Origin of the sequence: Pseudomonas sp. MBLB4136, assembly GCF_051904765.1 — a bacterium.
Lineage (GTDB): Bacteria > Pseudomonadota > Gammaproteobacteria > Pseudomonadales > Pseudomonadaceae > Aquipseudomonas.
The window spans coordinates 2028992-2046866 of sequence record NZ_CP196713.1 but is presented as its reverse complement, the minus strand read 5'-3'; the positions used below and the strand labels follow the sequence as shown (position 1 = coordinate 2046866).

Sequence of the window (17875 nt, the reverse complement as noted above, 5' to 3'; positions counted from 1 at the left end):
GTCATTCGTCCTGTTCGGCGTCCTGATACAGCCCCGGCAATTCGTACTGCAGGCCGTAACGCGCATAGAGTTCCTTCAGCTTACCCTCGAGAATCAGCTCTTCGAGTTTCTCCTCCAGGGCATAAGCCAGTTGGCGGTTGCTCTGGTGCACCGCCATGCCGATGTCCCAGACCTGCTTACCCATCTTCGGGTAGGCGTTCTGCGCCCGCGCCAGTTCAGGGTCGGCGGCCAGGTGCAACTGCCAGTCGACCTCGCCGCGCAAGGCCATCACCGCATCCACCTCGCCCTGTTTCATCCCGGCGAAGGTCGCCCGGACATTGGGGTAGTGGTGCAGCTGGCGGCTGAGCAGGCCGTCGAATACCGAGGACAGGTAGAACGACGGCACGCTGTCGACCTCCACACCGATCGGGTGCTGCTGGAACACCGCCACGCTGGGCACCTGCTTGAGCCGCCGACGGTCGTGCGCCACCAGCCAGCGCTCACGCTGGTAGGGGCCGAACATCACCACCAGGTCGTTGGCCAGCTCGCCGAATTCGTTGCTCATGTAGGCGAAGTCGCGGTCGTAGGGCACCCGCAGCATCACGTCGGCCAGTTCGTGCGGGCGCAGGTAGTGGCCGCGCCAGATATAGTCGCGCAGGTCATCGTCGAGTTTCTCGCCGGGCGGCGCCCAGATCAGCGCCAGCTCGAGCCCCAGGCCATCGGCCAGGGCCCGGGCCAGTTCGACGTCGACGCCGCGCGCCTGGCCGTCCTGCTGAAAGCTGTAGGGGGCGAAATCCTGGTACACCGCCACCCGCAGCACGCCGGACTCGACGATGCTGTCGTATTCGCGCACCGGCGCCTGGGCGTGGACCGGCAGGGCCGCCAGCCACAACGCGGCCAGAAGCGCACGCAACAGCAGGACGCTCGGGCGCATGACCATCACTCCTCGATGGCCACGCTTTCCAGGTAGCTGCGCACGGCCCAGAGCGCCTCCTGGCTGAGGTAGTCGGCCATCTTCGGCATATATACCCGGCCATCGCGCACCGCGCCGTTGATCACCCGCTCCTTGAACCACTCGTCACCCATGGCGCCGGTTTCCAGCAGGCGCAGGTCGGGGGCGATGCCACCGGACTTGGCCTCCAGGCCGTGACAGGCCGCGCAGTTCTGGTTATAGGCCGAGGCGCCGATCTCGATGGCCTTCAGGTCACCGCGATAGGGGTTCTCCTCCAGCCACTCCTCGCCCAGCTGCTCCAGGCCGTCGGTCTTGACCGCCTGTGGAACCACATCGCCGTGCGCCCAGAGGGTGCCCGATACAGCCAGCAACAGCAGTGCGAAACCAGTTTTCTTTGTAGTTTTCATGTTTCAGACCTCATCCAGAGCACACAAGGCAAGCCGAAAGGAAACTTGCTTGCGGTCATCTTATGAAGCCTGCGGCAAGCCCCGAATGCTGCTTTGGTGGCCCGCGCCTAGTCCCTTGGTAGTAGGGCTTGCGGCGGTGCGCGCAGCCCCCTACTTGACCAGGAAGTGGCCGAGCATGCCCTTGTGCTCCAGACCCTTGGCATAGAAGCGGAACTTGCCCGGCTTGATCGGCACGAAGAAGATCTCCGCCTCGCCAGCGTCCTCGAATTCCAGCTCGGTGAGGGTCACCGCCTTGATCTCCACGCCGCCGGCCTCGACCTTACGCAGGTAGATGGCAGTGGCCAGCTCCGGTGCCTGGAAGGCGTACTCCTTCTGCCCGCTGGCGATGATCTTCAATTGATAGGCCTTGCCGGTTTCCAGCTGGTATTCGTACTGCGACATGGCGTAGTCGCTGTCGTCGTCGCCCAGGCGCAGGTCGGGCAAGGCGGTGGTGCGGCGGGTCAGGTCGCCCTCGGCATGCAGGCTGTCGACGCCGATCAGGCTGACGATCAGCAGCAGCGGCAGCAGCAGGATCTTGATGGTACGCATGGTGATTGACCTCTTCTCGTCGTGGGTTCTGGTTCCCATGCTAGGGCGCGACAATCCCCGTCGATTTACTACCTTGGTAGCGCCCGACTGGTACTTTCTGCATATTTCCCCCCGCTACCGCAGTTCCTATGCTGGCGACACCTGCCCAGGAGTTGCCCATGCGTCCGTCCAGATTCCACCTCCTGTTCTGCCTGCTCGCCCTGTTCGGTGTGGCGGCGCCGAGCGCGGCGACCGAACTGCAGGTGCGTATCGGCTACCTGGCCTATACCCCGGACAGTGGGCCACTGCTGTCCAACGTCATACCCGAACCCGCGGACGCCGGACGGCGTGGCGCCGAGCTGGCGATCATCGACAGCAACAGCACCGGGCGCTTCCTCAAGCAGGTCTACAGCCTGGAGGTCATCGAGCGCGACGACGGCGCGAGCCTGATCGAGGCGGCCGAGGCGCTGCACAGACAGGGCGTGCGCCTGTTCGTGGTCAACGCCCCGGCGGCCACCCTTAGCCAGCTCAGCACGCGCCTGGACGACAGCCTGCTGTTCAACGCCGGCAGCGCCGACGACGGGCTGCGCCAGCACCAGTGCCTGAGCAACGTGCTGCACACCCTGCCCAGTCGGGCCATGCTTGCCGATGCCCTGGCACAGTTCCTCGCCGTGCGCCGGTGGACCCGCTGGCTGCTGATCGGCGGCGCCACTGCAGACGATGCGGCCTATGCCGCGGCCCTCAAGCGCGCGGCCAAGCGCTTCGGCCACCAGATAGTCGCCGAGAAGGCCTGGAGCTTCGACAACGACCAGCGCCGCAGCGCCCAGGCGGAGATGCCGCTGTTCACCCAGACCACCGAGTACGACGTGGTGCTGGTAGCGGACGAACGCGGCGACTTCGGCGAGTACCTGCCCTACCAGACCTGGTACCCGCGCCCGGTGGCCGGCACCCAGGGCCTGACCGCTACCGCCTGGCACAAGACGGTGGAAACCTTCGGCGCGGCGCAGTTGCAAAAGCGCTTCGAGGCGCTGGCCGGGCGCTGGATGAACAACCGCGACTACGCCGCGTGGATCGCCGTGCGCAGCATCGCCAGCGCGGTGACCAGGCTGCAGCAGGCCGACGCCGCGGCGATCCGCAGCCTGGCCCTGAGCGAGCAACTGCCGCTGGACGGCTTCAAGGGCCGCAAGCTCAGCTACCGCCCGTGGAACGGCCAGCTGCGCCAGCCAATCCCTCTGGTACATCCGCGCGCCCTGGTCAGCACCTCGCCCCAAGAAGGCTTCCTGCACCCGCACAACGAAATGGACAGCCTCGGCTACGACCGCCCGGAGGTGAGCTGCGAGCTGGCTGTTAACGCCAATTGATGGTGCGCACGGCGCACCCAACACCAGCCGTAGGGTGCGCCATGCGCACCACCCATGAACCTGCCGCGCCCGTCCACAACAAGAGGATCGCCCCCATGCGTATCGCCCCGCTCGCCCTCTCTATCGGCCTGACCCTGGCCAGCGCCGCCGGCCAGGCCGCCACCGCCTATGTGTCCAACGAAAAGGACGACAGCATCAGCGTGATCGACCTCGACAGCCTGCAGGTCACCGATACCCTGGCAGTGGGCATGCGTCCGCGCGGCCTGCTGCTGTCCGCCGACCACAAGCTGCTGTACATCTGCGCCAGCGACTCGGACCGGGTGCAGGTGATGGACCTGGCCACGCGCAAGATCATCAAGGAGCTGCCCTCCGGCGCCGACCCCGAGCAGTTCGCCCTGCACCCCAATGACCGCTGGCTGTATATCTCCAACGAGGACGATGCGCTGGCCACGGTGGTCGACACCCAGACCGACGAGGTGCTGGCGCAGATCGACGTCGGCGTCGAGCCCGAGGGAATGGCGGTCAGCCCGGACGGCAAGTGGGCGGTCAACACCAGCGAGACCACCAACATGCTGCACTGGATCGACACCGCCACCCAGCAGCTGGTCGACAACACCCTGGTCGACCAGCGCCCACGGCATGTCGAGTTCGACGACGACGGCACGCGCCTGTGGGCCTCGGCCGAGATCGGCGGCACGGTCACGGTGCTCGACGTGGCCAGCCGCCGTGTGCTCAAGACCCTGAAGTTCCAGATCAAGGGCGTGCACCCGGACAAGGTGCAGCCGGTCGGGGTCAAGCTCAGCGCCGACGGCCGCTATGCCTTCGTCGCCCTCGGTCCGGCCAACCATGTGGCGGTGGTCGACGCCAGGAACTACGAGATCCTCGACTATCTGCTGGTCGGCCGCCGCGTCTGGCACCTGGCGTTCACCCCGGACCAGAAGCGTCTGCTGACCACCAACGGAGTCAGCGGCGACGTTTCGGTGATCGATGTGGACAGCCTCAAGGTAAGCAAATCGATCAAGGTCGGGCGCTATCCCTGGGGCGTGGTGGTGACCCCGTGAACGCCCTCCAGGTATCCACGGTGAGTTTCGCCTACGGCGCGCGCCAGGCCCTGCAGCAGGTCAGCTTCGGCGTCGCCCCCGGCAGCTTCGCCGCGCTGCTGGGGCCGAACGGCGCCGGCAAGTCGACCCTGATCGCCCTGCTCACCCGCCTCTACGACCTGCAGCAGGGCGATATCCGGATACTCGGCCACAGCCTGGGCCAGCAGCCTCGACAGGCCCTGTGCCAGCTCGGGGTGGTGTTCCAGCAGAGCACCCTGGACCTGGACCTGAGCGTGGAGCAGAACCTGCGCTACCACGCAGCCCTGCATGGCATGGGGCCACGTGCAGCCCTGGCACGGATAGACGAGGAACTGGCGCGCCAGCATCTCGGCGAGCGTCGCCACGACAAGGTTCGCGCCCTCAACGGCGGACACCGCCGCCGCGTGGAGATTGCCCGCGCCCTGCTCCATCGCCCGCGCGTGCTGCTGCTCGACGAAGCCAGCGCCGGACTCGACCCCGCCAGCCGCCTGGCGCTGAATCGGCATGTGCGCCAACTGTGCCGCGACGAGGGCCTAACGGTGCTGTGGACCACCCATCTGCTCGACGAGGTGCAGGCCAGCGACGAACTGCTGATCCTCGGCCGCGGCCGACTGGTGGCCCAGGGCTCGGCCGCCCAGTTCGGCGACGACCTCGGCGCCAGCTTCCAACGCCTGACTGCGGAGCAGGCATGAGGCGCCTCGCAGGACGCGCCGTGCGCACCGCCGTTAGCCCTGACCAGACCCTGGTGCGCATGGCGCACCCTACTTTCTCGCATCGTCCCATGGAGACCGCGCCATGAACCCCTACTGGCACTGCCTGGCCGGCATCGTGCAGCGCGAATGGTTGCGCTTCGTGCTGCAACGTTCGCGCTTCCTCAGTGCCCTGGTGCGCCCGCTGCTGTGGCTGCTGGTGTTCGCCGCCGGCTTCCGTGCGGCCCTGGGCATCGCCATCATCGCCCCCTACGACACCTACATCACCTACGAGACCTACATAGTGCCAGGGCTGGCCTGCATGATCCTGCTGTTCAACGGCATGCAAGGTTCACTGTCGATGGTCTATGACCGCGAGATGGGCAGCATGCGCATACTGCTCACCAGCCCCCTGCCACGCGGCTTCCTGCTGGCCAGCAAGCTGCTGGCCACGGCGCTGATCTCGCTGCTGCAGGTCTATGCCTTCCTCGCCATTGCCTGGCTCTATGGCGTGCAACCGCCGGCCTGGGGCCTGCTCACCGCGCTGCCGGCTTTGTTGCTGGTGGCACTGCTGCTCAGCGCCCTCGGGCTGCTGCTGTCCAACGGCATTCGTCAACTGGAGAACTTCGCCGGGGTCATGAATTTCGTGATCTTTCCGCTGTTCTTCCTTTCGTCGGCACTCTATCCGCTCTGGAAGATGCGCGAGGCCAGCGAATGGCTGTACTGGCTCTGCGCGCTCAACCCCTTCAGCCATGCGGTGGAACTGGTTCGCTTTGCCCTCTACCAGCGCCTGAGCATCGACGCCATGCTGATCTGCCTCGGCCTGACTGGCCTGTTCGCCGTGCTCGCGGTACTGACCTTCAACCCACAGCACGCGGCCTTGCGGCGCAACAACTGACGCAAAGCCGCCCGCTCGCGGCGACACGGGCAGCCGTGCAGACGCCGGATGTAACACAGGAGCCGCCCCGCTGCTTCTACTACTTTGGTACCGTTTTCACTCTCCAACGTAGAATTTCCAAAGCAGGATCAATGCCTTGTAATAGCTCTACAAAAAGAACCGGGACCCGAGGCGATGAACCACTGCATACGATCACGGCCAACACTTCCAGTACTCGCCGCACTGCTGGGCCTATTCGTGGCTGTCCTGGCCCAGGCCGAATCGGCCCTGTTCTCCGCCGAGGGCTACCGCATCGCCCAGTACCGCAGCCCAACCCCGGCCGGGATCGAACACGCGCACACCCTCGATACCCCGGCCTTGCGGCGGCTAGTGGCCGATCACCCGCGCACCGCGCTGATCGACACCTATCGCCGGCAGTGGCTCAACGGCCAGTTCATCGCCGATGAGGTGCATGCCAATCTGCCGGGCAGCCTGTGGCTGGCCAATACCGGCGACGGTGAGCTGGATGGGCGGTGGCAGCACTATTTCAGCCACCACCTGGAGGCCGTGAGCCAGGGCGACAAGGGCTGGCCACTGGTGTTCTACTGCCGTTCCGACTGCTGGCTGAGCTGGAATGCGGTCAAGCGTGCCCAGCGCCTGGGCTATCACAACCTCTATTGGTATCGAGATGGGATCGACGCCTGGGCGCAGGCCGGTTTGCCCCTGCTGCCGGCGCAACCGGCGGCATTGCCCTGAGACGCCGAACTTTCCACATCACCCTCGCCGCACCATAATCAAAACAATGAGGTGAAAGGCCATGTACAAAATTCTGATTGCCGACGACCACCCGCTGTTTCGCGAAGCCATCCATAACGTCATCAGCGACGGCTTTCCCGGCAGCAGCATCATGGAAACCGCCGACCTCGACAGTGCCCTGGCCCTGACGCTGGAGCACGACGACCTCGACCTGATCCTGCTCGACCTCAACATGCCCGGCATGCATGGCCTCAATGGCCTGATGCAGCTGCGCAACGAGGCACCGACCATCCCGGTGGTGATCGTCTCCGCCGAACAGGACAAGCAGGTGGTGCTGCAGGCCATCACCTACGGCGCAGTCGGCTTCATCACCAAGTCCTCGCCACGGGCGCAGATGACCGAGGCCATCCAGCAGATCCTCAACGGCAGCGTCTACCTGCCGCCGGACATCATCCGCAGCCAGGGCAACAGCTCGCGGCGCAACCACCCGGAGAACCCAAGCATCTCCGCCGAGCTGTTGCAGGCCCTGACCCGCAAGCAGCTGCTGGTCCTGGAGCGCATGACCAAGGGTGAATCCAACAAGCAGATCGCCTATAGCCTGGACATCGCCGAAACCACGGTCAAAGCCCATGTCTCGGCCATCCTGCGCAAACTCAACGTACACAATCGGGTACAGGCGATCCTCTCGGCCGGGGATGTCGATTTCGCCGCCTACCTGCGCCGCTGAGCCTCGCTGCGCGGCTGGACGCGCCAACCACCGGTGCGCGTGGCGCACCCTAGCCGTAGGCCGGCCCGACTCTCTCTAGCCGTCCAGTCTCGCCCCGCGCTCCAGCAGATGGCTCATGGCCGTCTTCAGCTTCATCGGTCGGACCGGCTTGTGCATCAGGGTATGGCCGAGTTCACGCATCTGCTGTTTCAGTTCGTTGCTGTAGTTGGCGGTGATCATCAGCGCCGGCAACGGCGTGCTGCGCCGGGCATTGATCCGCGCCACGGCGTCGACGCCGTTGTGGCCGTCGTCCAGGTGGTAGTCGGCGATCAGCAGGTCGGCCTCGGCGTGGTAGTTGTCGACCTGGCGCGCGAGGTCTTCCTCGCTCAATGCGGTGACCACCTGGCAGCCCCAGGTCTCCAGCAGGGTACGCATGCCGGCGCAGATCGCCGCATCGTTGTCCAGCACCCAGATACGCGAGCCGCGCAGGCGCTCGAGCAGCAGGTCCGCGGTGTCGTGGATCACCCGTGCGCGCGGCGCGCGGGTGGTCAGCGGCACCTCGATGGCGAACATCGAGCCCCTGCCCGGACGCGAGGCCACGCGGATGCGATGACCGAGCATGCCGGCGATCTTCTCGACTATGGCCAGACCCAGGCCCAGGCCGCGGTCCTGCTTGCGCTGACTGACATCACCGCGCTTGAACTCCTGGAAGATCTCGCCGAGCTTGTCCTCGGCAATGCCGATGCCGGTGTCCCATACCTCGATCGACAGGCTCTGTCGCCGCCGGCGGCAGCCGAGCAGGATGCGCCCGCGGCTGGTGTAGCGGATGGCGTTACTCAGCAGGTTGCGCAGGATCCGCGCCAGCAGCTGGATGTCGCTGCGCACCAGCGCCGAGCTGGGCAGGTAATCCAGGCGCAGGCCTTCGCTGCCGGCGATCTGGTGATACTCGGCGGCGAGGTTTTCCAGCAGCTCGCTGACCGCGAACGGCGCGATGTCCGCCTTGATCACCCCGGCGTCGAGCTTGGAGATGTCGACCAGGGTGCCGAGCAGGCTTTCGACGTCCTCCAGGGAGTTGCTGACGTTGCGCACCAGGCCTAGGTTGTCGCTCGGCTGCGGCTTCTCCAGCAACGCACTGGTGAACAGCCGCGCGGCGTTCAAGGGCTGCAACAGGTCATGGCTGACCGCGGCGAGGAACTTGGTTTTCGACAGGTTGGCCCGCTCGGCCTCGCCCTTGGCCTCGCGCAACCGCCCCTCCACCTGCGTGCGCTCATCGATCTCGCGGCGCAGCTGGTCGTTCAGTCCGGTCAGCTCGGCGGTGCGTTCGCGCACCCGCTGCTCCAGATGCTGATAGGCCTGATGCAGGGCCTCGGCGGTGCGCCGGCGCTCGGTGATGTCGCGGATCAACACGAAGATCCCGGTCACTTCGCCGCTGCCCTGGCGGTTCGGCACATAGGAACGCAGCATGTAGCGCTCCTGGCCCTGGTGGTTGGTCTCGGCCACCTCGAAGGTCACGCTCTCGCCGGACAGCGCCCGCTCGATATAAGGCTCCAGGCGCCGGCAGTGCTCCTCGCTGTGCACCGCACGCAGACTCTGGCCGAGCATGGCGCCGCGCGGCCAGCAGTACCATTCCTCGTAGACCTTGTTGGTGAAGTCGTAGACCAGGTCGGCGTTGAGATAGGCGATCAGCGCCGGCACATGGTCGGTGATCAGGCGAATCCAGCGCTCGCTCTCGCTCAGCGCCTCGGCATGTCGGTAGCGCTCGGTGATGTCGGTGAAGGTGTTGACGAAGCCGCCGGCGGGCAGCGCATGGGTGCGCACCTCGAGCATGCGCCCGTCGAACAGGCGCAGCTCCAGCTCCTCGACCGGCCTGCCCTGGGCGTCGCGGCTGTCTGGGGTGAGCAGGGCCAGCTCGCTGTCGGCCATCACCTCGGCGAAGGGCCGGTGCGCGTTGATCGGTGCCAGGCCACAGAGGTCGAGGAAACGATGGTTCCACAACTCCAACTGACCCTCGGCATTGACCATGGCCATACCCTGGGACAGGTTGTCCACGGCGCGCTGCAACAAGCGCGACTTCTGCGCCAGGGCCTGCTCGCGGCGCAGGGTTTCGTTGAGTTTGACCTCGGTGATATCGGTGTAGAGGATCACCAGTCCACCCTCGCGGGTCGGTCGCTCGCTGACCTGCACCCAGCGGCCGTCGCGCAGCCGGTAGAGCATGTGCTCGTCACGGTTGCCGCGCTGCTCCTCGACCACCAGCCCGGTGCTGCGGCTCAGGCGCTTGATCTCGGCCAGGCGCAGGCCACCGCAGATACGCACGCGACTGCCGGCCCAGAGCGCCTTGAAGCGACTGTTGAACAGCACGATGCGCTGCTCACGGTCGAACAGCACGAAGGCGTCGGAGATGCTCTCGATAGCATCGATCAGGTGCTGGTGAGCAGTCTCCGCGCGCAGTCGTGCGTCACTGAGCAACTGGTTGCTGGACTTCAGCTCGGCCATGGCCTGGTTCAGCGCGTCGGTGCGCTCGCGCACCTGCTCGGCCAGCACCACCGAGTGCTGGAAGGCCGCATAGGCATCGTCGCCACGCGAGTTGATCGACTCGACCCGCTCGATCAGCGCACCGTTGATGCGCTTGAGCTTGCGGTTCTCCTCTTCCAGCGCGCGGCAACGGGCGAGCAGTGCGGCGTCATCCGCCCCGGCCGGGGCGGCCGATGGCGACTCCGGTGAAGGTCTGGTTGATGTGCATGCCATTGAACTGCTCTCCGTAGGTGTTGAAGCCTATGACCTGCTGGCTGCGCAGCAGAGCGGCGACCGGCTCAACGGCGCCTTCGGCCTCGATCTCCAGGCGCCGCAGGAAACAGTCACAGCCGATGGTCAGCAGCAGGGGACCGAGGCGCCGGCGCAGGCCGTCGAAAGCCGTCTGCAGGTTGTCCGGTAGCGGTCCCGGGCGCATCGCGGTGAGGACGATGCCGTTCTCCACCGCGCAGTAGAAGCTCAGGCTGAGGTCCTCGTTGACTCGCTGGATCGAACGCACGTAGTACTGGCCGCCGATGCGCACGGCCAGCGGGTGGGCGGCGAACAGGCGCATGTCCAGCTCCGCCACGGCCACCCCGATCAGCCGCGCGTATTCCAGGGCGGCGGGCGCGGCGTTCAGCTCATGGACCTTGCGACTGGCACTGTCGGCCTGGGTGACCACCAGCTTCTCCTCTCTGGGCTCGATGTGATGGGTGCTGAACACCTCGAAGTCCAGCCAGGTGTTGAACAGCACCACCACCGCCGCGCCGGTGTGGAACTGGCCGCCGTAGTAGACGTGGGTATGGGTCAGGTGGTTGTCGTCGCCGGCCGAACCGCCGAAATGCGGGATGCTGCCGAAGGCCGCACTGAGCGCGCCGAGCACCACTTCCTCGCGGCTGGACAGGCCGTCGAGCAGGGTCAGGGCGAAGCTGTGGCCCTTGATCGGCGCCAGTTCGTTGTGGCGGCAGTCACCGACCAGGCGTTCGACCAGTTGCTGGGCGTCGATCAGGCTGAAGCGTTCCATTTCGTCGATCAGCGCGCTGGCAACGGAGAAGCTGCGGTGGTCGAAGCCCACCGCGGTCACGCAACCACGACCGTAGCCCTGGGGCGTGATCTCCCCGGCACTGGTGCAACCGACCAGGCTGATGCCGCCGAAGTGCTGCTCCAGCGCCTCGCCGAGACCCTGCAGGTCGTATTCGGCGGAGCAGAAGAACAGCACGAAGCCGAGGTGCGGGTGGATCAGCTGGCGCGCCAGTTCCTGGGCCACCAGCTCCACATCCTTGGCGCCCGACATCGCGGTGACCACGCCTTCGGTCAGCTCCTGCCCCATAATCTGCCCCATTAAAAAGCCCACTCGTCATGGGGATTCTACGAAGCCCGGCCCGCGCACCCCATGCTACTTGAGTGCCGCCGGGCCTACTCCCTAAGTAGCAAGGCGCTAGAACCAGCGCATCAGGCACAGCGGCAACACGCCGAATATCGCGCTCATCGGCAGCAGGATCAGGCCACCGAAACTCCAGAACTCCCACATAACCACCTCCCATGAAAAAGCCGGACGGAGCCTCCCCCATCCGGCTCATGAGGCCGTGCTTACCAGCTCAGCACGGCACCCACGGCGAAGGTGTCGGTGTCCTCGCCCAGGCCGCTGCCGGCGGCGGCATCGATCTGGTACTGGTTGTACTCGGCGACCAGCTTGAGGTTGTCGTTGATGGTGCGAAAATAGGCGATGCCACGAGTCTCGTAGTCGGCGGCGCTGCCCAGGCCGTTGCCGTCGTCCTCGGTCTTGCCGTAGGACAGCGCCACGCGGTTCTTGCCGAAGGTGTAGGAGCCCTGCAGCAGGTAGCCGTCGCTGTCGATCTCGCGCAGGGTCGGCTCGCCGGCGTTGTTGGTGAAGAAGGGGTTGATGCCCTCGGCCTGGAAGCCCGAGGCGGTCAGCGAGACGCCGCCCATCTTGGCCTGCACGCCGTAGCCGACGCCCTGGGAGGTCACCGAGTCGACGCTGCTGTCGGTGTTGTCCGAGGTCTGGTAGGCGCCGTTGAGCCAGGAGTAGAGGGTCGCCCCGCCCAGCTCGAACTGGTAGCTGACCTCCGACTCGAAGCGCGGCTCTTCCTGGTAGGCGCGGCCGACGGCGCTGTCGTCGTTGGTGTCCACCGGGTCCATGATGCCGACCGCGAAGCGCAGGCCTTCGGCCAGGTTGTTGTTGCGGTAGGTGATCTGCGAGGTCGGGAAGGGATAGGGGTAGCCGGTGCCGATGTTGCCGAAGGACACGCCGGTGCCATCGACCAGGCCCAGGGTGTCGCTGACGTTGCCGTAGCCGGCGAGCATCTCGTCGAGGAAGATGTTGGAACGGGAGAACAGGCCGAAGTCCTTGCCCACCAGCACTTCGCCCCACTCCGGGCTGGCCACGGTGCCGTAGAACTGGCGCACGTCGATGGCGGTGGCGGTGCCGTTGGTTTCGCTGTCGTTGATGGTTACCCAGAACGAGGAGCGGCCGCCGAGCTTGAGGCCGTCGATCTGCTTGCCGAAGTTGAAGCCGATCCAGTTGGGCAGAAAGCCCATCTTCACCCGCGCCTGGCGGCGGTCGTTGAGCTCGCCCTCGCGGTCGACGTCGCTATTGACGTAGAAGGCGTTGATGTAGCCGTCGGTGGAGAAGGTGGTGTCGTCCTGGTCGTACAGGACGATCTCGGCGGCGGCCTGCTGGGCAGTGGCCAGGGCAACGGCGGCCGTCAGGGCCAGGGGCAGAAACCGGGTGTTGGCGATCTTGTTGTTGTGCATAACGCTCTCCGCTAGGTGGGACGACCGCAAGGTCAGTCGGGTCGGAGGCGATTATCGAAAGACCCGTACAACTGCCCCAGGCTGCCTTGGTGCCAGTTGCCTACTGCCTTGGTCGGAGCCGGCGGAGCTAGGCACAAGGCGTAGGCCGCTTGCCTCGACCGACCCGGGCCCAAAGGACCCTGGCCCAAGGTCGTAGAAGCAGGTAACGGGCGCGGATGGGACGGATGGCCAGCAGACGGGACCATGCAGTGGGTTGGATATACCGCCGGCGATGCCTGCGACTCAGGCTGCGTCAGCCTGCATCACTGCCGCAGCGCCGCCCGATCGCTCCCAGGCGCCCCGTTGCTGGCCAGCACCCGCCAGCCGCCTTGCGCCTGACAGAGGCTCCGGTGGCACCGGCGCAGCTCGTGCCCGCTGAACGCCAGCAGCGCCCGCTGCACGGCGCTGGCCTGCTCCGGCGGCAGGCCCGCCAGGTGCTGTTGCCAGTGGCGTTCGGCCCAGTCCGGCATGCTGGCGGCCTGCTCGCCCAGCTGGCGAGCCACCTCGGCGGCAGCGATAGCGACTTCATCGTCGCCCAAGAGGGCAAGACGCTCGGTCTGCCGCGCCAGGAAGGCCTCGATATGCCCGAGCACTTCCGACGCCGAGGCGTGGGGCGACTGCACGGCAAACAGGATGCCGCGCCGCCCCGAGGCCTGGCGATAGCCGCAGAACACCGCATAGCCCAGTTGCAGCTCACTGCGCAGGCGCTGGAAGAAGGGCCCCTGGTAGAGCTGCGCCAGCAGACGCCAGCCTGCCTCGCTGGCGGCATCGCTGGCCGCTTGCGCACAGAACAGCAGCAGTGCCGACTCCTCGCCACCCAGGCCGGCAGTGCGCCAGTAGAGCCCCGGATGAACGCTCGCTGGCGCTGCTGGCGCCAGCAGCTCGGTGACCTCGGTGAACAGTTCCTCGACCGCAGCCCGACCGGCAGCATCGAGACCGACCCCCTGCCCCTCCAGGCGCGTCCACTGCAGCAAACCCGGCAGACGCTCTGCACCCATTGGCGAAACGCCGCTCGGCGGAACATGGAACAGCTCCGGCAGACGCCGCAGCAGCTGGCGGATCGGCACCTGCCCGTTCGTAACACGCGGCTCTGGCGAGCACGCGCCGTGCCCTGCGGCGGTCGACAGCCGGTGCAGCACCAGCGCCAGCAGCCTGGGCAACAGCGCGGACGAACCCAGGGCGCACAGTTGCAGGCCCCCGTGCTCGGCGGTCCATTGCAGCGTCACGCCCAGTTGCGCGCCCTGGGTTCGCACTCGGGCCAGATGGGTCTCCACCAGGTCCAGCAGGTCCGCGGGCGCCAACTGCTCCTCGAAACACAAGCGCCAGTGCAGCGCGCCCTGGCCCTCCCCCTCCAGGGGTGCTTGCAACCAACGCCAGCTGGCGGCAATCCCCCGCGCAACCGGGAGCGGACCGGCCTGCAGCAGCGGATTGCTCAGCGGCAGCTGCCAATCCCAATGGCGAATCGACGATGACAGCGGCGGCGCAGTCTCGGTAATCATCCGCAAGGCGAAGCCTTCGCAAGGCCAGTAGGCGACTTCCGTGGGGCCGGCGAACAGGCTGATGACACGCTCAGGCGCCCGCATCTGCCCGAGTACGGCGCGTAACGCCACCAGGCCGGCGGTGCCCAAGGCGCGCAACGCGGTGGGCTGGTTGTCCAGGTTCGCCTGCCAGTAGCGGGCCAATGCCAGAGCCGGCAAACCGCTGAGAGACCATTGCTGAATGGCCCCATAGCGTGACACCAGATCATCGCGCTCGCCCGCAACGGCAAAGAAGCCCAGCCAGTTCCGCAGCGCCGCGGCAATCTCTGCGCGCCCCCGTTCGGCATCCCTTACAGCGGTAAAGCCGAGCCGCAACACGGCCTGCCGCTCGTGCAGGTACAACACCTGCACATCCATGCCCGCGCACAACTCGGCCATGCGCAGGCTGTCGAGCAGGCCACCGCGGGACTCGTCGAGCAGCCAGGTCCGCAGATAGTCCAGCGCCGTGGCCAGAGCGCCGGGCGCCAGCTGCGTCGGCAACTCCAAGGCAAATCCCAGTTGCAGGCTGGGCGAGCTGCCCGCCAGGGTCATGCGCAGCTGGCGCGCGCGCAGCGGCAACAAGGGTGCGGGCGGCACGGGCAGCTCCTGCCTCCCGCGCGGCAGCGCGGTGCCGTAGCGCTCGGCCAGGTCCAGCAGCTGTGCCTGCGGCTGTGGTCCGACCAACACCAGGGAACATTGGCCTGCCTGATAGAAGCGCCGGTGGAACGCCCGCAGCGCCTGCTGGAACCCAGCGCTCTCCACCGCCAGGGTGCCGCGGTTGCCGGCGAGAAACGCCGTGCAAGGATGCCCCGCGGGCAGCGCTTGAGTCAGCGCTGTCGCCACAAGGGTCTCGGGATCCTGACTACGGGCGAGGTATTCGGCATGCACCACTTCACGCTCGCGCAGTTGCGCCTCAGGTGTCAGCAGCGGCCGGGCAAGCATATCGATCAGTCGCGCCAGCGCCTCACCGAGCCGTTCCGCCGGGACTTCACAGAAGAAATCGGTGTGTCGCGCCTGAGTCGATGCATTGACCTGTCCGCCGCAGGCCTGGACGAACGGCATCAAACGCTGTTCTGCAGTGAAACCGGCGCCGCCAAGAAACACCAGGTGTTCGAGAAAGTGCGCCAGGCCTGGGTACTCCCGCGGTTCGTCGTGACTTCCGGCCGCCACCCGCAGGCTGATCGCGGCCTTGCGCGTGCCCGGCTGACTTAGCAGGGTCACGCCCAGGCCATTGTCCAGCTGCCGGCAGAGCGGCTCTAGCGCGCAGTTTGTCGGCATTGGAAAGGTCGCGGGCATCGGTGGGTCAGCTTGTGGCGGAATTCGACACCTCAGCTTCGGGCGCCGGGCGCCGCACCGGCAATACTGCTTTGGCCGCAGCGGCACCCTACGAAAGTCTCGGTCGGCAAGCCTTCGGGGCGAATATGAGTGCGGGAAAGACGAAGAAGCAGACCTGCCTCATCCTTCTGCCGGGCGCCAGAGATCAAGTTGGGAAACCAAGAGACTGCGAGCAGCAGGCCCGCATGAATAGCCCTTTCGATAGAAGCACAGGTATGCCGTCCCGCTGCTGCAGTGACGTTCAGTTCTTCAGGAACTCCAGCACAGGCCGGCTGAAGGCCTCCCCGGCCTCGACGTGGGACAGGTGGGCGGCGTGCAACTCCAGCAGCCGCGCGCCGCTGATCCGCTCGGCCATGAAGCGGCGGTCCGCCACGATGGTCACCGGATAGGCGCTGCCGGCGACGATCAGGGTTGGCGCCTGGATCGCTCCGAATTGCTCGCGGTAGTCGGCATCGCGCACCGCCGTGCAGTTGACCGCGCCCCCCTGGGAAGAGGTCTGCGCAAGCATCGCCAGCACGGGCTCGACCTTCGCCGGCTCGGCGATGGCGAATTCGGCGGTGAGCCAGCGCGCGATGGAGGTGTCGCGCAAGGCCTGCATGGCCGCCTGCGCCGTCGCTCAATATGTTGTCGCAGGGTTACCCGTAGGAGTACATGCAAGCACTGCTGGGCCATGCCGACCTGAAGGCCTGAGTCGCCACAGCGTTTCTCAGAATATTCCCAAACAAAAAAGGCGATCCTTTCGGATCGCCTTTTAAGCCCCGTGCTAGACGGGTTCGAATTGGTAGGCACAATTGGATTCGAACCAACGACCCCCACCATGTCAAGGTGGTGCTCTAACCAACTGAGCTATGTGCCTTCGATGGGTGCGCATTCTACGGAGCCGCTCGAAAGAGTCAACACCTTTTTCGCTAACTAACTGAAAAAAATAATTTTTTGCCGTGTTCGGCTACGTTTAATATTTTGCACAGGCTACTAGCCGAGCTTTTTTATCTCCGGTAGCATCGGATCAGTCGTAAAAAATAAAGAACAGAGGATGCAAAATGGCGCACACGGCATACCCAGAATCCTATTACGCTGCATCGGCAAATCCCGTCCCTGCCCGTCCCGAGCTGAACGGTGAAGTCGAAACCGATGTTTGCATCGTCGGCGCTGGCTACACCGGCCTGTCCACTGCTCTGTTCCTGCTGGAGAACGGCTTCAAGGTGAGCATCGTCGAAGCCGCCAAAGTCGGTTTCGGCGCCTCCGGCCGCAACGGCGGCCAGATCGTCAACAGTTACAGCCGTGACATCGATGTGATCGAACGCACGCTCGGCCCCAAGCAGGCGCAACTGCTTGGGCAGATGGCATTCGAGGGTGGGCGCATCATTCGCGAGCGCGTGGCCAAGTACAACATTCAGTGCGACTTGAAGGACGGCGGCGTGTTCGCGGCCATCACCGGCAAGCAGATGGACCACCTGGAAGCACAGAAGAAGTTGTGGGAGCGCTACGGTCACACCCAGCTGGAGCTGATGGATGCCAAACGCATTCGCGAGGTGGTGGCCAGCGACAATTACCTCGGCGGCATGCTCGACATGAGCGGCGGCCATATCCACCCACTGAACCTGGCGCTCGGCGAAGCAGCCGCGGTCGAGTCCCTGGGCGGGGTGATCTACGAGCAATCCCCGGCCATTCGCATCGAGCGCGGCGCCAATCCCGTGGTGCGCACCCCGAACGGCTATGTAAAAGCCAAGTTCGTGGTGGTGGCCGGCAACGCCTATCTCGGCAATCTGATACCTGAGCTCTCAGCCAAGTCGATGCCCTGCGGCACCCAGGTCATCACCACCGAGCCGCTGTCGGATGAGCTGGCCAGCAGCCTGCTGCCGCAGGACTACTGCGTGGAAGACTGCAACTACCTGCTCGACTATTACCGCCTGTCCGGCGACAAGCGCCTGATCTTCGGTGGCGGCGTGGTCTATGGCGCCCGCGATCCGGCCAACATTGAGGCCATCATCCGGCCGAAGATGCTCAAGACCTTCCCGCAGCTAAAGGATGTGAAGATCGACTACGCCTGGACCGGCAACTTCCTGCTGACCCTCTCGCGCCTGCCTCAGGTCGGCCGCCTCGGCGACAACATCTACTACTCCCAAGGTTGCAGCGGCCACGGCGTGACCTATACCCACGTGGCCGGCAAGGTGCTGGCCGAGGCGCTGCGCGGCCAGGCCGAGCGCTTCGATGCCTTCGCCGAACTGCCCCACTACCCCTTCCCCGGCGGTCAGCTGTTCCGCGTGCCATTTACGGCCATGGGCGCCTGGTATTACAGCCTGCGGGACAGGCTCGGCGTCTGATCGC

At 65.8% G+C, this 17875-nt stretch carries 14 protein-coding genes, 1 tRNA gene and 1 pseudogene; 7 read left to right on the top strand and 9 right to left on the bottom strand.

Annotated features, from left to right (window positions below; genetic code table 11):
* Position 1: 1 nt before the first annotated feature.
* From ACSX1D_RS09465 to ACSX1D_RS09455, 3 genes are all read right to left on the bottom strand, one after another.
* Positions 2-913 carry a substrate-binding periplasmic protein gene (locus ACSX1D_RS09465; protein WP_439861984.1) on the bottom strand — a complete coding sequence of 304 codons (912 nt, stop codon included), beginning with the start codon at positions 911-913 and terminating at the stop codon, positions 2-4.
* A 5-nt stretch (positions 914-918) separates the two neighbouring features.
* Positions 919-1338: a cytochrome c-550 PedF gene (pedF, locus tag ACSX1D_RS09460; RefSeq protein WP_208709771.1), complete on the bottom strand. Its 420-nt coding sequence runs from the start codon at positions 1336-1338 to the stop codon at positions 919-921.
* Positions 1339-1488: 150 nt separating this feature from the next.
* Positions 1489-1926 (bottom strand): copper-binding protein, encoded by a 438-nt coding sequence (locus tag ACSX1D_RS09455; RefSeq protein WP_439861983.1) that lies wholly within the window; start codon positions 1924-1926, stop codon positions 1489-1491.
* Positions 1927-2084: 158 nt separating this feature from the next.
* Here ACSX1D_RS09455 and ACSX1D_RS09450 point away from each other — a divergent pair, with 158 nt between their 5' ends.
* The 6 genes from ACSX1D_RS09450 to ACSX1D_RS09425 all read left to right on the top strand — a co-directional run bounded on the left by ACSX1D_RS09450 (position 2085) and on the right by ACSX1D_RS09425 (position 7394).
* Positions 2085-3266 carry an ABC transporter substrate-binding protein gene (locus ACSX1D_RS09450; protein ID WP_439861982.1) on the top strand — a complete coding sequence of 394 codons (1182 nt, stop codon included), beginning with the start codon at positions 2085-2087 and terminating at the stop codon, positions 3264-3266.
* A 95-nt stretch (positions 3267-3361) separates the two neighbouring features.
* Positions 3362-4327 (top strand): YVTN family beta-propeller repeat protein, encoded by a 966-nt coding sequence (locus ACSX1D_RS09445; RefSeq protein ID WP_439861981.1) that lies wholly within the window; start codon positions 3362-3364, stop codon positions 4325-4327.
* Positions 4324-5037, top strand: coding sequence for an ABC transporter ATP-binding protein (locus ACSX1D_RS09440; RefSeq protein ID WP_439861980.1), 714 nt, complete (start codon positions 4324-4326; stop codon positions 5035-5037). Before ACSX1D_RS09445 ends, ACSX1D_RS09440 begins: the two co-directional genes overlap by 4 nt.
* 103 nt (positions 5038-5140) lie before the next feature.
* On the top strand, positions 5141-5932 hold the full coding sequence (locus ACSX1D_RS09435; RefSeq protein ID WP_439861979.1) for an ABC transporter permease: 792 nt from the start codon (positions 5141-5143) through the stop codon (positions 5930-5932).
* Between the two features lie 174 nt (positions 5933-6106).
* A complete protein-coding gene (locus ACSX1D_RS09430; RefSeq protein WP_439861978.1) occupies positions 6107-6667 on the top strand; it encodes a PQQ-dependent catabolism-associated CXXCW motif protein in 561 nt (186 codons plus the stop codon).
* A gap of 61 nt (positions 6668-6728) precedes the next feature.
* Entirely contained in the window at positions 6729-7394 is a 666-nt protein-coding gene (locus ACSX1D_RS09425) for a response regulator (RefSeq protein WP_208709755.1), read from the top strand.
* Positions 7395-7469: 75 nt separating this feature from the next.
* On the opposite strand, the gene nahK is transcribed toward ACSX1D_RS09425, so the two are convergent.
* The 6 genes and pseudogenes from nahK to ACSX1D_RS09395 all read right to left on the bottom strand — a co-directional run bounded on the left by nahK (position 7470) and on the right by ACSX1D_RS09395 (position 16403).
* Positions 7470-10118, bottom strand: a complete 2649-nt coding sequence (nahK, locus tag ACSX1D_RS09420; RefSeq protein ID WP_439861977.1) for a hybrid sensor histidine kinase/response regulator NahK/ErcS' — start codon at positions 10116-10118, stop codon at positions 7470-7472.
* Entirely contained in the window at positions 10054-11211 is a 1158-nt protein-coding gene (gene nosP / locus ACSX1D_RS09415; RefSeq protein WP_439862296.1) for a nitric oxide-sensing protein NosP, read from the bottom strand. Before nosP ends, nahK begins: the two co-directional genes overlap by 65 nt.
* Before the next feature lie 260 nt (positions 11212-11471).
* Positions 11472-12656, bottom strand: coding sequence for a porin (locus ACSX1D_RS09410; RefSeq protein ID WP_439861976.1), 1185 nt, complete (start codon positions 12654-12656; stop codon positions 11472-11474).
* 302 nt (positions 12657-12958) lie between these two features.
* A complete protein-coding gene (gene pqqF, locus ACSX1D_RS09405; RefSeq protein WP_439861975.1) occupies positions 12959-15490 on the bottom strand; it encodes a pyrroloquinoline quinone biosynthesis protein PqqF in 2532 nt (843 codons plus the stop codon).
* A 298-nt stretch (positions 15491-15788) separates the two neighbouring features.
* A pseudogene (locus ACSX1D_RS09400) lies at positions 15789-16176 on the bottom strand (alpha/beta fold hydrolase); the annotation flags it as partial.
* A gap of 150 nt (positions 16177-16326) precedes the next feature.
* Positions 16327-16403: transfer RNA gene (locus tag ACSX1D_RS09395), tRNA-Val, on the bottom strand.
* A gap of 184 nt (positions 16404-16587) precedes the next feature.
* Between ACSX1D_RS09395 and ACSX1D_RS09390 the strand changes: the two genes are divergently transcribed.
* Positions 16588-17871 (top strand): NAD(P)/FAD-dependent oxidoreductase, encoded by a 1284-nt coding sequence (locus tag ACSX1D_RS09390; RefSeq protein ID WP_439861974.1) that lies wholly within the window; start codon positions 16588-16590, stop codon positions 17869-17871.
* Positions 17872-17875: the final 4 nt, after the last annotated feature.